The organism is Paenirhodobacter hankyongi (assembly GCF_003664585.1).
Taxonomy (GTDB): domain Bacteria; phylum Pseudomonadota; class Alphaproteobacteria; order Rhodobacterales; family Rhodobacteraceae; genus Rhodobacter; species Rhodobacter hankyongi.
The window spans coordinates 1-13,288 of sequence record NZ_RCHI01000007.1; the positions used below are offsets into that span (position 1 = coordinate 1).

Below are 13,288 nucleotides of genomic sequence, written 5' to 3' on the forward strand. Positions count from 1 at the left end.
CAAGGAGCAATGCGTTCATCGCCATCGCTTCGAGAGCATCCAGCACGCGACCCGCGTCATCGGTGACTGGATCAGCTTCTACAACAACCGCCGCCCTCATCAGGCCCTTGCCATGCGCACACCTGCCGAGGCATTCAGATTAGCGGCTTAAACTGAGCAGATTCCGCTGGGTCGATACATGGCTCTCGGGGATCCGGCTGAGCAGATCGGGTAGCACCGGCGCATCGCCGATGTGGCTCCCGGTGATCTCAACGGCCCGGACCTCCAGTGTTTGCTCGTCGACCCCGAGGTGGATTTTGCGCCAGACCCGCCGTTTGGGGCCGCCATGTTTGCGCGCGTGCCATTCGCCTTCACCTTGGACCTTGATCCCTGTGCTGCGGACAAGAAGGTGCAATGGCCCCTTGGAGCCGCGATACGGGATGTTCACAGCCAGGCTCTTCTGGCGACGAGACAGGGTGCTGAAGTCGGGCACCGCCCAGTCGAGACCGACCAGCCGTAGCAGACTCTCGATGAACCCGGTTGTCTGCCGAAGAGCCATGCCGAACAACACCTTCATCGAAAGGCCAATCGTCGGGAAAACAGTCCCCCGGACTGTTTTCTGATCCTCCTCATATCTGGATGGCGGCGTCGCTATAGCTCTGCTAGCGGCCACGCCTGCCGGTCGGCGCGGCCTCCCAAATCATCTCGGGGTCGAACCAGATCGTCAGCGAGCCCCGCCGCTTGAGCGCTTCGTTATAGGCTGGCCAGTTTCTGGTCTTGTAGGTCGGTGGTGTCGGTCTGCTCATGCTTCCCAGCTACCATGCTGGATTCACAAGATGAATCCCTCACAGGATTTGCGCAACAGAGCCCTTGGACGGGGAAAGTGCTGTGAAGTTCGCTGAGAGTTTTGCCATGCTTGATATCCGGACCAGCCGTGGATTCGCGTTATCAAGCCTGACCAGAACCATCCGTGACTGGCACGAAAATGAACAGCAATGAGAATTCGCCTACGTTTGCTGGCCTCGGTTGTGGGGCCACTGATCTGGGAGCCGGGCCGGGGCTGCGTGAATGCAGAAGCGGATGCCCCGATACGGATTGGGGCGCTGGCAGATCAGCGAGCGCTCGCTCTGAGCACGGGCTCGCGGATCTAAGATTGCTCGGGTCAGCCCGCTTTGCGCAGATGCTCCGGCCCGCGAGCCCTCGATTGCTCAACGTGGCCTTCCGAGCACGTCCCAATGCATCGCTCCACTTAGCCAAGCTGAACCGTTCGGCTTGATCCTGACGATTTACCGCCTGCGAGCCAGGCCTTCTGCCAGCTGTAGTAGGCTGACAGGCTGATCGGCGGCCCATCGAGTGCCCTTAGAAGGCTTAAGACAGATTCGCCGCGTTTCCCCTTGGCGAGCATCTGTGCAGCTACGGTTTCCCGCTCGGCGGTCATGACTTTCGGGCGACCTGGAGCCGCCTGAGGGTGCCGAAGATACCCCGCAGGTGTTCGCGCGCCCGAACACCGAGGGCAAGCTGCAATGAGTTTCGTGAAGCCCGGCACAGCCTCGGCCCTCGTCGCTCTTCGGGGCGCCCATTATGCCTTCCCGCGCGCGGATCTACTGCGCGAAGGGCTCGAGTGGATGCTGACCGACTATTGGTCGAAGGCGGCGCTCGATCGCCGGTTCGAGGCGCGCGGCCTTCTCGTGACCGGTCCCTGCCGCACCGGAAAATCCGCCGAGATCCAGCACCTGTTGGCGCAGGTCAATGATGGCCAGACACGGATGCCCGACGGCCGACCGGCCCGGATCGTCAGTGTCGTTCTGGCCGGTTCGCTCACCTGGAAGGATCTCGGGGTTCATACCCTGCGCGAAGGGTTGCAGATGCCCACGCGCGGAAAGATGACGCAACGGCAAATCTGGGATCTCGTCTGTTTTCAGGCTCGCGCCCAAGGCGTGCACGGGATCCATTACGACGAGTGCCAGCATATCTTTCCCAAGCGGAGTGCTGAGGGCAGGGCGATGATTCTCGACAGCTTCAAGTCCCTGCTGAAAAACCCGGACTGGCCGCTTATGCTGATCCTCTCCGGCGTCGATGAGTTGGTGGGTCACATCAATACCGAGGAACAGCTCGCCTATCTTCTGCGCCCCATCGCGTTCCAGGAAATCTCACTGGCGCGTGCCGAGGATCAGGCCGAGCTTAACGCGCTTTGCTTCGCCTATGCCGATCGCGCGGGATTGGATTTCTCGGGACTCGCCGCACTCGACTTCTTTCGCCGCCTTGCGATCGCCTGCGGACATCGGTGGGGCCTGGTGATCGAGCTTCTGATCGAAGCCTGCGTCGAAGCCACGCAAGCCGGAGAGCGAGACCCTCTGTCTGAGCACTTCTGCCGGGCCTTCACCGCGCGCACCGGCCTCTCGCCGGGATATTCGCCGTTCTCGGTCGAGGAGTACGAACGGCTCTTCAAGGGGGAGAACATGTTCGAGCTTTGGGAGAGGCAAAAGGCGCCCGAGCGGAGGTAATTCACGCCTCAGACTGAGGTGCTTTTGGTCAGGCACGTGCGAAAGCACGGGCTTTTTCTTGCGCATAGGCTCGGGCTGAATCTGCACGCAAATGCTCCAAATCGGCACGTAATTGGGTAAATTTGTGCGGCGCTCTGAAAACACATTTTAGTTCAATGTATTACGTGTGATTCGAGCGGGCTTTCACGAGGATCGGCATACATATGGGTTCAGCGACATTCCACCGAAAATCAGAAAGCGATTTCAACGCCATCCGGCGTTGATGGTGTTTTCAGCGGATGACATTCAGGCCCCGTCGCGGCACGCCCGCCCGGGGCCGTGTCACGTCCGGGCCACTGTGTCAGCGTGTCTTGCGCGCGCCGCGGATGGTGCGGTTGAACTTCGTCGGGGCGGTGCCGAAACGCGCCTTGAAGCTCTTCGAGAAATGCGCGACCGAGCCGAAGCCGCAGGCCAGCGCCACCTCGAGCAGCCCCATGTCGGTGGTCGACAGCAGCGTGCGGCCGTGGTCGAGGCGGATCCCGCGATAGAACTCGCCCGGGGTCTCGCCCAGGACCGACAGGAACATCCGCTCGATATGGCGCCGCGAATAGCCCGCCACGCGCGACAGGTCGTCAAGCGTCAGCGGGTCCTCGATATGGGCATTCATCAGCGTGACGATGTTCAGCAGGCCCGGATTGCGCGAGCGGATCAGCACCGAAAGCGAGCTGCGCTGTTCCTTCTCGATGCCGACCATCACCTTGCGCAGGCACATCTCGGAGACCATCGCGGAAAACTCCGCCCCGTGGTCCTCGGCAATGAGCGACAGCATCATGTCCGTCGCCGCCGCCCCGCCGCCGCAGGTCATCACCGGGCCCGAGATCTCGAAGCGGTTGGCCGAGGGGCAGAGCGCGGGGAAATCCTCGCGGAAGGTGGGCTGGTTCTCCCAGTGCAGGGTGAAGGCGTGGTCCTCGAGCAGGCCGGCCGCGGCAAGTGCCACGGCGCCGGTGCAGATCCCGCCGACGGCGCCGCCGAAGCGGGCGTGGCGCTGGATCGCGGCCACCACCTTCGGCGCGGCCGCGGCCGAGGGCGGATTGCCGGCGCAGACGAAGGCGCGGGTGGCGCGGTCCATCGGTCCGATCGGGGCATCGACGCAGACCGAGATTCCGGACGAGCTTGCGACCGGTGCGCCGGTTTCCGACATCAGCTGCCAGCGGTAGAGCGGCTGCTGCGAGAGCTGGTTGGCGATGCGCAGGGGCTCGACCGCCGAGCTGAAGGCGAGAAGGGTGAAGCCGGGCACGAGCAGGAAGGCATAGGAGCGCGTCGGGCTGCCCGCGGGCACCGGGAAATAGGCCGCCCCGAGGGGTACGATGGTGTCGTCTGTGGGCATGACCGCTCCCCTTCCGCCTGTCCTCACCGCTCTAGCACCTCGGCGGGCGCGGTGACAGGGGATCGGGCGGGGGAGGTGGCCGGCGCCCCGTGGGCCGCCGGCCTGTTGCGGGTGACGGGGCTTACTTCGCCGAGAGCAGGTCCGGCACCGAGAGCAGGATGAACTCGTTGTTCGCCGCCGTGCCGACCTCGCGCCCGCCCGAGAACGGCAGGTTGTTGTCATTCGCCACCAGGATGTGGGTCTCGTCCACCCGCGCCACGTCCTCGATGGTGAAGAACGGGAAGGTGAAGGGGCCCGCGGCGGGCTTCATCCCGGCGAGCGCCTTGCCCTCGGGATCGGCGATGTTCAGCAGGTCGATATGGCCGATGCGGCGGATGTAGCCGTCGGCGTCGATCGAGGCGGTGTCGAGCAGAACGATGTTCTTCACCTTCGCCGGGATCGGGTAGCAGGCCGAGGTGTCGGTCGCGCCCGCGGCACAGGCCCTGGCCGCATCGCCCTCGCCGTTGTCGCGCTCGATCACCAGCGCATGGGTGGCGTCGATGAAGTTGAAATCGCCGATCGCCGTCGCGCCTTCGGAGAGGCGGAACTTGAAGCTGTCACCGGTCCAGTCCTTCTTCGCCGGATCGAAGGTCATCACCCGCAGGAAATCGCCCTCGGTGCCGCCGCCGGCCACCAGCAGCGGCTTTTCCAGCATCGCCCAGAGCAGGTTGGTGCCGGGCTGCAGCGCCATGCCCTCGTACCCGCCCGAGCGCTGCACCTGATAATCCTTGCCCGCCTCGGCCGGAACCTTGACGCCGGGGGTGTCGGGGCCGGCCAGAACCGCGCCGTCAAGCCGCGTCGGGATCACGTCCAGGATCGCGCCGTCGCCCGCCACATGCAGCAGATAGGGGCCGAACTCCTCGCCGATCCAGAACGTGCCGTCGAGAGACTGCAGGCTTTCCGGGTCGAAATCGGCGCCGGTCAGATAGCGGCTGTCGGTGCCTTCGTTGGCGATGCGGAACGGCACCTTGTGGTCGGGGTCGTGCAGGAAGATGGTTTCCTTGCGGGTCACCGTGCCGGTGGCAAAATCGGGCGCCATGCGGTGGAAGAACAGCATCGCATCGGGGCTGTTCGCCTTCGAGCCGAAACCGTTGTCGGTCAGCGCGAACCAGCTGCCATCCTCGGCGCGGTTCATCGCGAAGCCCGACATCCCCTGCACCGGCTGGCCGATGAAGGGCAGGGCGATGCCGGTCTCGTGGCCGCCATAGCTCTTGCCGACATTGCCCATCACGCTCATCGGCACCTCGTTGCGGGTGGTGCCGGTGAACTTGCCCGAGACCCACAGATCGCGCGGCGCATCGGCGGGCGGCGCGACGAGCGACAGCGCCGGCAGGAAGGCGTGGCCGGCAAGCGTCGCCGGGAAGACCTCTTCGGCGAGGGCGGGGGTGGCAAGCGCGGTGCAGCTCGCCAGCAGGGCGATTTTGAAGGACATCCGTGTCTCCTGTGATTGATGAGGCAGGAGCTAGCGGTGCCAAATGACGATCACGCAAAACGTGAGCGATGATTTCTTGAAGGAAATGTAGCGCTTAGCCCGCACTCGCCTGGGCCGCGACGGCAGCGACCAGCTCGCGCAGGAACAGATCCTGCAGCGGCGTCGCCCGCACCCCGGCCCGCGTCGCCAGCATCAGCCGCGAGCTCAGGGGGAAGCCCGGGCCCAGGACGCGCAACTCTCCAGCCGCGACATGGGTCTTCGCGTAATGCGCCGGCAGATAGCCGATGTAGCGCCCCGAAAGCAGGAACATCGCCTGCGCCTCCATGTTCGCGGCACTGGCCGGCATCACCGCGCCCGGGAAGGGGCCAAGCTCGCGCTGGTTCGCATAGGGCCGGCCGACGAAGGGCCAGCGCGCGATCTCGGCGGTCTCGGTGACCTCGGCCGCGCGCGGGAACAGCGGATGGCCGCGGCCGCAATAGAGCAGGTGGCGCTCCTCGTGCAGCGGGCTCAGCCGCAGCCCCTCGGCAAGCCGTGTCTCGGGCAGGATCGCCAGATCGAGCGCACCGCCGGCCAGTCGCGCCACCAGCGTCTCGGGGTCGGCCATGGCGATGTCGAGCCGCGCCTCGGGCGCCCGCGCGCCGATCCGGCCGATCACCTGCGGCAGCGGCAATCCGCTGTCGGTCACCGTGTTGTCGATCATCCCGATCCGCAGCGTGCCGGTGATCCGGTCGCGCAGCCGGCCGACCTCGCTCTCGAAGGCGTCGAGCGAGAGGAACAGCGCGTCCGAGCGGGCATGGACCAGCGCGCCGCGCTCGGTCAGGGCAAAACCGCCGCGGCCGCGGCGGCACAGCGCGAAGCCAAGCCGCTCCTCGAGCGCCTTGACGTGAAAGCTGATCGCCGATTGCGACAGGCCAAGCGCGATCTGCGCGCCGGCGAAACCCTCGTGCTCGACCACCGCGCGGAACACGGCGAGGGCGCGCAGATCGGTGTTGGCAATCTTCATTCACATCAACCTTTCCGATGTGAAGATCATATGTTCCGTATTTTCGGGCGCAATGCCCCGTGTCATCCCTTGGTGCAAAGCCCTGCGGAAAGGACCCCCGATGGCACATGGTTACGAGAGCGGCCGGCTGAATCTGCCCTTCGTCGGCATCTCCACCTTCGCGAAATCGCCCTACGAGCCGGACTGGAGCCGGATCGACGCCGATGTGGCGGTGATGGGCGCGCCCTTCGACTGCGGCACGCAATGGCGCGCCGGCACCCGGTTCGGCCCGCGCGGCATCCGCGAGGCCTCGACGCTCTTCGCCTTCGGCCATGCCGGGGCCTATGATTTCGACGACGACACGACCTATCTCGACGGCGTGCGCATCGTCGACATCGGGGATGCCGACATCATCCACACCGACACCGCGGCAAGCCACGCGAATATCGAGGCCGGCGTGCGCGCGATCCTGCGCGCGGGTGCGCTGCCGGTGGTGCTGGGCGGCGATCACTCGATCAACATCCCCTGCATCAACGCCTTTTCCGACGAGGCGCCGGTGCATGTGGTGCAGATCGACGCGCATCTCGATTTCGTCGACGAGCGGCATGGCGTGCGGGTCGGCCACGGCAACCCGATGCGCCGCGCGGCCGAGAAGCCCTGGGTCGAGGGGATGACCCAGATCGGCATCCGCAATGTCTCCTCGACCGCGAAGGAGGGCTACGAGGCGGCGCAGGCGATGGGCTCGGACATCCTCTCGGTGCGGATGGTGCGCCGGCTCGGCATCGAGGCGGTGCTCGAGCGGATCCCGGCGGGGCGGCGCTATTACCTGACGCTCGACATCGACGGCTTCGACCCCTCGATCGCGCCGGGCACCGGCACGCCAAGCCATGGCGGCTTCCAGTATTACGAGGTGCTCGACATCGTCGCGGGGCTGGCCAGGCGCGGCACGATCGTCGGCATCGATCTGGTCGAGGTGGCGCCGGATTACGACCACACCGGCACCACCGCGATCCTCGCCGCGCAGATCCTGCTCAACACGCTCGGCCGGATCTTCGCGGCGCGCTGAAGAGGCGGGGCGGGCTCAGCCCGCCTTCGCCGCGCAATAGGCGCGCCAGCCGCCGAAGCCGGTGATCTCCTCGGCGCCCGCGAGCGCATGGGCCTCGCACAGGAAGCCCGTCACCTGCCGGCCGTCGTCAAGCGTCACCTTGCCGACGCCGAGCGGCGCCGGGATCGCGGCGACGAAGGTGCCGAAGGCGGCGGGCGGCAGCGCCCAGAGCTCGAGCGCAATGCCCGGGCCGGCAAACGCCGGGTCGAGCACCATCCCCGGTTTCGCCGGCACCGTGCCCGCCAGCGCATAGAGCCGATAGCCGGGCGCGCTGCGCGCCGTGCCAAGGCACCGCCCGCCGGGGCCGGTCAGCTCGCGGTTCAGCGGCATGCCGCTCAGATGCGCGCCGACGACGGCGAGCGTGCACCAGCCCTCGGGCAGGCGCGGCTCGGCCGGCGCGGGCACCGGCGCCGTGCGGTCGCGCCCCATGCCGCAGGCGGCGGCCGCGTGCATCGCGCCCGCGAAGGGCACCAGCGCCTCGTCCGAGAAGGCCGGCCCCACCAGCTGCACCCCCACGGGCAGGCCCGAGGCGCCGAACCCCGCCGGCACCGCGATCGCGGCGTATCCCAGAAGGTTCGCGAAGTTGGTGTAAAGGCCGAACTGGCTGTTCCGCCCGATCGGATCGGCCAGCATCTCGGCCACCGTCGCGCGGGTGGGCGAGGTCGGCAGCAGCAGCATGTCCACCGCCTCCCAGGTCGGCGCGACCTGCTGGCGCAGCTCGTTCAGGCGATAGAGGCCGCGGAAGGCCTCGACCGCGCTGCGCCCCTTCGCGCCCTCGATGATCTTGCGCACCGTGGGTTCGAAGTCGTCCGCGTTTGTGGCGAGGAACGCCTCGACCGCGGCCAGACGTTCGGCGACCCAGGGCCCGTCGTAAAGCAGCGCCGCCGCCTCGCGAAAGGGGGCATAGTCGAAGGGGACGAGCGTCGCGCCAAGCGCCTCGGCGCGGGCGCAGGCGGCGTCATAGGCGGCCGCGACCTCGGCATTGCCGTAGAACTCGCGCTCGGCCGCGGTCAGCACGCCGATGCGCGGACGGGCGGGCAGGGCGACGGGCGCGGCCTTGCGCGAGAACGGATCGGCGGGGTCAAGGCCCTCGATCAGCCGGCGCACCTCGGCCGCCTCGTCGACGGTGCCGGCGAAGACGGTGATGACATCGACCGAGCGGCAGGCCGGCACGCAGCCGGTGTTCGGCACGAGCCCGGGGCTCGGCTTCAGCCCGATGAGGTTGTTGAACATCGCCGGCACCCGGCCCGAACCCGCGGTGTCGGAGCCGAGCGAGAAGGCGCACAGCCCCGAGGCCACCGCCACCGCCGAGCCCGAGGACGAGCCGCCCGAGACATAGTCGGCATCGAACACGCAGCGCGGCGCGCCGAAGGGCGAGCGGGTGCCGTTCAGCCCGGTCGCGAACTGGTCGAGGTTGGTCTTGCCGATCACGATCGCGCCCGCCGCACGCAGCCGCGCGACGGTCGTCGCGTCGCGCGCGGGCGAGGTGCCGAAGGCCGGGCAGGCGGCCGTGGTCAGCAGCCCGGCGACGTCGATATTGTCCTTCACCGCGAAGGGGATGCCGTAGAGCGGCAGGCCCTCGGGGCCGCGCTCGGCCAGACGCTTCGCCTCGGCGCGCAGGCTCTCGGCCGGGGTTTCGGTGATGAAGACGGCGCGGTCGGCCAGCGCGTCGCGCCGGGCGATCACCTCCTCGATCACCTCAAGGGGCGTGGCGCCGGCGGCATAGGCCGCGCGAAGCGCCGCGATCGTCATCATGTCGGGGAGCTGCATCAGTCGGTCTCCAGAATGGCCAGCACGTCGCCGGCATGAACGGTGCGGCCGGGGGCGGCGCGGGTCTCGCGCAGGCGGCCGGCGGCGGGGCTGTGGACGGTGATCTCCATCTTCATCGACTCGACGATGGCGACGGGATCGCCCGCGGCAAGGCGGGTGCCGGGTTCGACGAGGTATTTCCAGACGTTGCCGGGCACCGGGCTTTCGACACCGGTGCAGCCCTCGGGGACCGCGGCCTGCTCGAAGACGCCGCCCTCGTCGGCGACGAACTGGTCGAGCCCCTCGGCCTTCCAGCGCGCCCGCTCGGCCTCGAAGGCGGCCTGCTGGCGGGTTTTGAAGGCGGCGGTGCCGGCGCTGTCCTGCGCGGCCTTCTCGGCCGCCCAGTCGAAGGTGCCCTCCTCGATGCGCAGGTCGTAGCGGCCATGCGGGAAGGCCTCGCGCGCCTCGGTCAGTTCCGCGTGGCTGACCGGGAAGAAGCGGACCTGATCGAAATGGCGCAGCAGCCAGGGCGTGTCGGCAAAGGCCGGGGTGCGCTGCCAAGTGTTCCACATCTGGATGGTGCGGCCGAAAAGCTGATAGCCGCCCGGTCCCTCCATGCCATAGATGCACATGTAGGCGCCGCCGATGCCCACCGCGTTCTCCGGTGTCCAGGTGCGGGCGGGGTTGTATTTCGTCGTCACCAGCCGGTGGCGCGGATCGACCGGCGTCGCCACCGGCGCGCCGAGATAGACATCGCCCAGCCCCATCACCAGATAGCGCGCGTCGAAGATCGTGCGCTGCACCGCGGCCTCGTCCGCAAGCCCGTTGATGCGGCGGATGAACTCGATGTTCGAGGGACACCAGGGCGCGTTCGGCCGCACCAGCTCCTGATACTTGCGCATCGCAAGTTCCGCCTGCGGGTCGTTCCAAGAGAGCGGCAGCCAGACCGTGCGGGTCGGCACCTTCACCGTCTCGGCCGCGGGCAGCCGGGCCTCGATCGCCGCCAGCTCGCGCAGCAGGTCGGGGCGCGAGATCTTCGCGGTGTCGTAGTGCAGTTGCAGCGAGCGGATGCCGGGGGTGAGGTCGATCACCGGCAGACCGGCCGCCTCGACCGCCTGCATCAGAAGCTGCACCCGCAGTCTGAGCCCGATGTCGAGGCTCATCGGCCCGTATTCGACCAGCAGGTTCTCGTCCCCCTGCCGGCGATAGGCGACAGGCACCGGGGCGTCGGGCAGTGCACCGACCAGCGGCGAGCCGAGCCGGGCGATTGCCGGGCCCGCGACCGGGTCGGCGCGGCGCGCGGCGGGGCGGAAGCGCACCCGGTCGCCGGGCTTCAGCTGACCCAGCTTCCAGCGGTCGGCGGTGCTGACCACACCCGGGCAGACGAAACCGCCAAGGCTCGGCCCGTCGGGGCCGAGGATGATCGGCATGTCACCGGTGAAGTCGATCGCGCCGATGGCATAGGCGTTGTCGTGCAGGTTCGAGGGGTGCAACCCGGCCTCGCCGCCATCCGTGCGCGCCCAGTCGGGCGCCGGGCCGATCAGCCGCACGCCGGTGCGGTCAGAGTTGAAATGCACCTCATAGGCGGTGGCAAAGAGGGTCTCGATGTCGCTCTCGCGGAAGAAGTCGGGCGCGCCATGCGGGCCGTAGACAAGCTCCAGCTCCCAGTCCTCGGTCAGCTCGGCAGGCTCGGGCGCGGCCGGGGCGTCCTGCGCCACGCGGCCCACATGCAGCACGTCGCCGGTCTTCAGCGTGCCGGTCGCATGGCCGCCGAAATGGCCAAGCGCGAAGGTCGCGCGCGAGCCGAGCACTTCGGGCACCTTGAACCCGCCGGCAACGGCGAGATAGGCGCGCTGGCCCGGCCCCGCGACCCGGCCGATCGCCAGCGTCGCACCGGCGGGCACCTCGAGCACCGGGCCCTCGACCGCCACGCCGTCAAGGGTCAGGGCCATCCGCGCCCCGGCAATCGCCACCCGGGCGGCGCGCAGGAAGCGCAGCGTCGGGCCGGCCACCGTCATCTCGAGCGTCGTGGTGTCGGGGTGCTGGCCGAGCAGGCGGTTCGCGTTGCGATGCGCGCGCGGGTCCATCGGCCCCGAGGGCGGCACGCCCACGCCCCACAGCCCGAGCCGGCCCGGCAGCTCCTGCACCGAGCTTTGTGCGCCCGGCGCCAGCACCTCGATCCCCTCGGGGGCGAAGGCAAAGCCCGCAAGCGCCGTCGTCGCCACCTTGCCCGAGGCGAAGAGATCCGATCCCGCAATCGCGCGCAGATAGTCGAGGTTGGTCTCGATCCCCGAGACATGGGTGGCGGCCAGCGCCGTGCCGAGCTTCGCGATCGCCTCGGCGCGGCTGGCGCCATGCACGATGATCTTCGCCAGCATCGGGTCGTAGAAGGGCGTCACCTCGGTGCCGGTGGCGATCCAGCCATCGACACGGGCGTCCTCGGGGAAATGCACCTCGGTCAGCCGCCCGGCCGAGGGGCGAAAGCCCGCATGCGGCATCTCGGCGTAAAGCCGGGCCTCGATCGCGGCGCCCTGCGGGGCGGGCAGGGTGGCCGGGATCGGGTCCTCGCCCGCCGCCTGACGCACCATCCACTCGACCAGGTCGATGCCCAGCACCGCCTCGGTCACCGGGTGTTCGACCTGCAGGCGGGTGTTGACCTCGAGGAAATAGAATTCCTCGCGCGCCGGGTCGTAGATGAATTCGACGGTGCCGGCCGAGGCATAGCCGACCTCGGCGCAGAGTTCCTCGGCGGCGCGGTGCAGCCGGGCGCGGATCTCGGGGCGCAGGCCCGGGGCGGGGGTTTCCTCGAGCACCTTCTGGTTGCGCCGCTGCAACGAGCAGTCGCGCTCGCCAAGCGCCACCGCCCGGCCGCGCCCGTTGCCGAAGATCTGCACTTCGACATGGCGGGCATCGGCGACGAAGCGTTCGAGATAGACGCGGGCGTCGCCGAAGCTGGCCTGTGCGGTGCGCTCGACGCTGGCGAAGGCCGCGCGCAGCGCGGCCTCGTCGGCGCACAGACTCATGCCGATGCCGCCGCCGCCGGCGGTGGATTTGAGCATCACCGGATAGCCGATGCGGGCGGCCTCGGTCGCGGCGGCCTCGGCATCGGGCAGAAGCCCGGTGCCCGGAAGCAGCGGCACACCGGCCCGCGCGGCGATCTCCCGCGCGGTGTGCTTCAGCCCGAAGGCCTCGATCTGCTCGGGGCGCGGGCCGATGAAGGCCACCCCCGCCGCCGCCAGCGCCGCGGCAAAGCGGGTGTTCTCGCTCAGAAACCCGTAGCCCGGATGCACCGCCTCGGCGCCGGTGTCGCGGCAGGCCTGCACCACGGCCTCGATCTGCAGATAGCTTTCGGCCGCCGGCGCCGGCCCAAGCCGCACCGCCTCGTCGGCAAGGGCGACATGGGGGGCGAAGCGGTCGGCGTCGGAATAGACCGCGACCGAGGCGATCCCCATCGTCTTCAGCGTGCGGATGATGCGCACCGCGATCTCGCCGCGGTTCGCCACAAGAACCTTCTGGAACATCGGCTTACCCCCGGATCACGACCTGGATCGGCGTCGGGTCGAAGCCGTTGCAGGGGTTGTTGATCTGCGGGCAGTTCGAGATGAAGACGAGCAGGTCCATCGCCGCCTCCATCTCGATGTAATCGCCGGGGTGGCTGATGCCGTCGTCGATGGTCATCGCGCCGTTCTGGCTGATCGGCACGTTCATGAAGAAGTTCAGGTTCGGCACGATGTCGCGCTTGGTCATCCCGTATTTCGAGAATTCCAGAATGAAATTCTCGCGGCAGGCATGCAGATACGAGGTCTCGTGGCCGAAGCGCACGGTGTTGCTCTCGCGCGAGCAGCAGCCGGCATTGGTGTCGTGCCGGCCCGAGGTCGCCTCGATGATCGTCGCCATCAGGTTGCCCTCGGACGAGATCAGCTGCGTGCCCTTCTCGATATAGGCGCCGTTCTGCACCCGCATCGTGTCCTGGCTCGAATAGCGCTCGGCGGTGTCGGCGGCGTTGTACAGGAGGGTGTCGATCGCCTGCTGGCCATAGCTGTCGATGATGCGGATGGTCTGGCCCTGTTTGACGAGGCCCGACCAGGGGCGGTTCGCGGGGATGTCGTGGATCTGTTCCATGGAGGGGACC

The 13,288-nt window shown here is 68.2% G+C and carries 9 protein-coding genes and 1 pseudogene; 3 read left to right on the forward strand and 7 right to left on the reverse strand.

The window, feature by feature from the left end:
• Positions 1-151, forward strand: a 151-nt coding sequence (locus tag DYS74_RS19060) for an integrase core domain-containing protein (RefSeq protein WP_147435480.1), incomplete at its 5' end; no start/stop codon positions are given.
• A gap of 36 nt (positions 152-187) precedes the next feature.
• Here the strand turns inward: DYS74_RS19060 and DYS74_RS08910 are convergent.
• A pseudogene (locus DYS74_RS08910) lies at positions 188-785 on the reverse strand (IS5 family transposase); the annotation flags it as partial.
• Between the two features lie 717 nt (positions 786-1,502).
• Here DYS74_RS08910 and DYS74_RS08915 point away from each other — a divergent pair.
• Positions 1,503-2,483, forward strand: a complete 981-nt coding sequence (locus DYS74_RS08915) for an ATP-binding protein (protein ID WP_121532989.1) — start codon at positions 1,503-1,505, stop codon at positions 2,481-2,483.
• Positions 2,484-2,823: 340 nt separating this feature from the next.
• Here DYS74_RS08915 and DYS74_RS08920 read toward each other — a convergent pair whose 3' ends face one another.
• From DYS74_RS08920 to DYS74_RS08930, 3 genes are all read right to left on the reverse strand, one after another.
• A complete protein-coding gene (locus DYS74_RS08920; protein WP_121532991.1) occupies positions 2,824-3,849 on the reverse strand; it encodes a GlxA family transcriptional regulator in 1,026 nt (341 codons plus the stop codon).
• Between the two features lie 121 nt (positions 3,850-3,970).
• Positions 3,971-5,320: an esterase-like activity of phytase family protein gene (locus DYS74_RS08925; RefSeq protein WP_121532993.1), complete on the reverse strand. Its 1,350-nt coding sequence runs from the start codon at positions 5,318-5,320 to the stop codon at positions 3,971-3,973.
• A gap of 94 nt (positions 5,321-5,414) precedes the next feature.
• Positions 5,415-6,323 (reverse strand): LysR family transcriptional regulator, encoded by a 909-nt coding sequence (locus tag DYS74_RS08930; RefSeq protein ID WP_121532995.1) that lies wholly within the window; start codon positions 6,321-6,323, stop codon positions 5,415-5,417.
• A gap of 100 nt (positions 6,324-6,423) precedes the next feature.
• Here DYS74_RS08930 and speB point away from each other — a divergent pair, with 100 nt between their 5' ends.
• Positions 6,424-7,368 carry an agmatinase gene (gene speB, locus DYS74_RS08935; protein WP_121532997.1) on the forward strand — a complete coding sequence of 315 codons (945 nt, stop codon included), beginning with the start codon at positions 6,424-6,426 and terminating at the stop codon, positions 7,366-7,368.
• Between the two features lie 15 nt (positions 7,369-7,383).
• Here speB and atzF read toward each other — a convergent pair whose 3' ends face one another.
• Genes atzF through DYS74_RS08950 form a run of 3 tightly spaced genes read right to left on the reverse strand, consistent with a single transcriptional unit; the run spans position 7,384 to position 13,278 of the window.
• Positions 7,384-9,177, reverse strand: a complete 1,794-nt coding sequence (gene atzF / locus DYS74_RS08940) for an allophanate hydrolase (protein WP_121532999.1) — start codon at positions 9,175-9,177, stop codon at positions 7,384-7,386.
• Positions 9,177-12,677 (reverse strand): 5-oxoprolinase/urea amidolyase family protein, encoded by a 3,501-nt coding sequence (locus DYS74_RS08945; RefSeq protein ID WP_121533001.1) that lies wholly within the window; start codon positions 12,675-12,677, stop codon positions 9,177-9,179. The genes atzF and DYS74_RS08945 overlap by 1 nt, the downstream gene beginning before the upstream one ends.
• Positions 12,678-12,681: 4 nt before the next feature.
• Positions 12,682-13,278: an urea amidolyase associated protein UAAP2 gene (locus tag DYS74_RS08950; RefSeq protein ID WP_121533003.1), complete on the reverse strand. Its 597-nt coding sequence runs from the start codon at positions 13,276-13,278 to the stop codon at positions 12,682-12,684.
• Between the last annotated feature and the right edge of the window lie 10 nt (positions 13,279-13,288).

Coding starts and splice junctions, on each gene's coding strand:
- atzF (WP_121532999.1), bottom strand. CDS start 9,177: ATGCAGCTCCCCGACATGATGACGATCGCGGCGCTTCGCGCGGCCTAT.
- DYS74_RS08950 (WP_121533003.1), bottom strand. CDS start 13,278: ATGGAACAGATCCACGACATCCCCGCGAACCGCCCCTGGTCGGGCCTC.
- DYS74_RS08945 (WP_121533001.1), bottom strand. CDS start 12,677: ATGTTCCAGAAGGTTCTTGTGGCGAACCGCGGCGAGATCGCGGTGCGC.
- DYS74_RS08915 (WP_121532989.1), top strand. CDS start 1,503: ATGAGTTTCGTGAAGCCCGGCACAGCCTCGGCCCTCGTCGCTCTTCGG.
- speB (WP_121532997.1), top strand. CDS start 6,424: ATGGCACATGGTTACGAGAGCGGCCGGCTGAATCTGCCCTTCGTCGGC.
- DYS74_RS08930 (WP_121532995.1), bottom strand. CDS start 6,323: ATGAAGATTGCCAACACCGATCTGCGCGCCCTCGCCGTGTTCCGCGCG.
- DYS74_RS08925 (WP_121532993.1), bottom strand. CDS start 5,320: ATGTCCTTCAAAATCGCCCTGCTGGCGAGCTGCACCGCGCTTGCCACC.
- DYS74_RS08920 (WP_121532991.1), bottom strand. CDS start 3,849: ATGCCCACAGACGACACCATCGTACCCCTCGGGGCGGCCTATTTCCCG.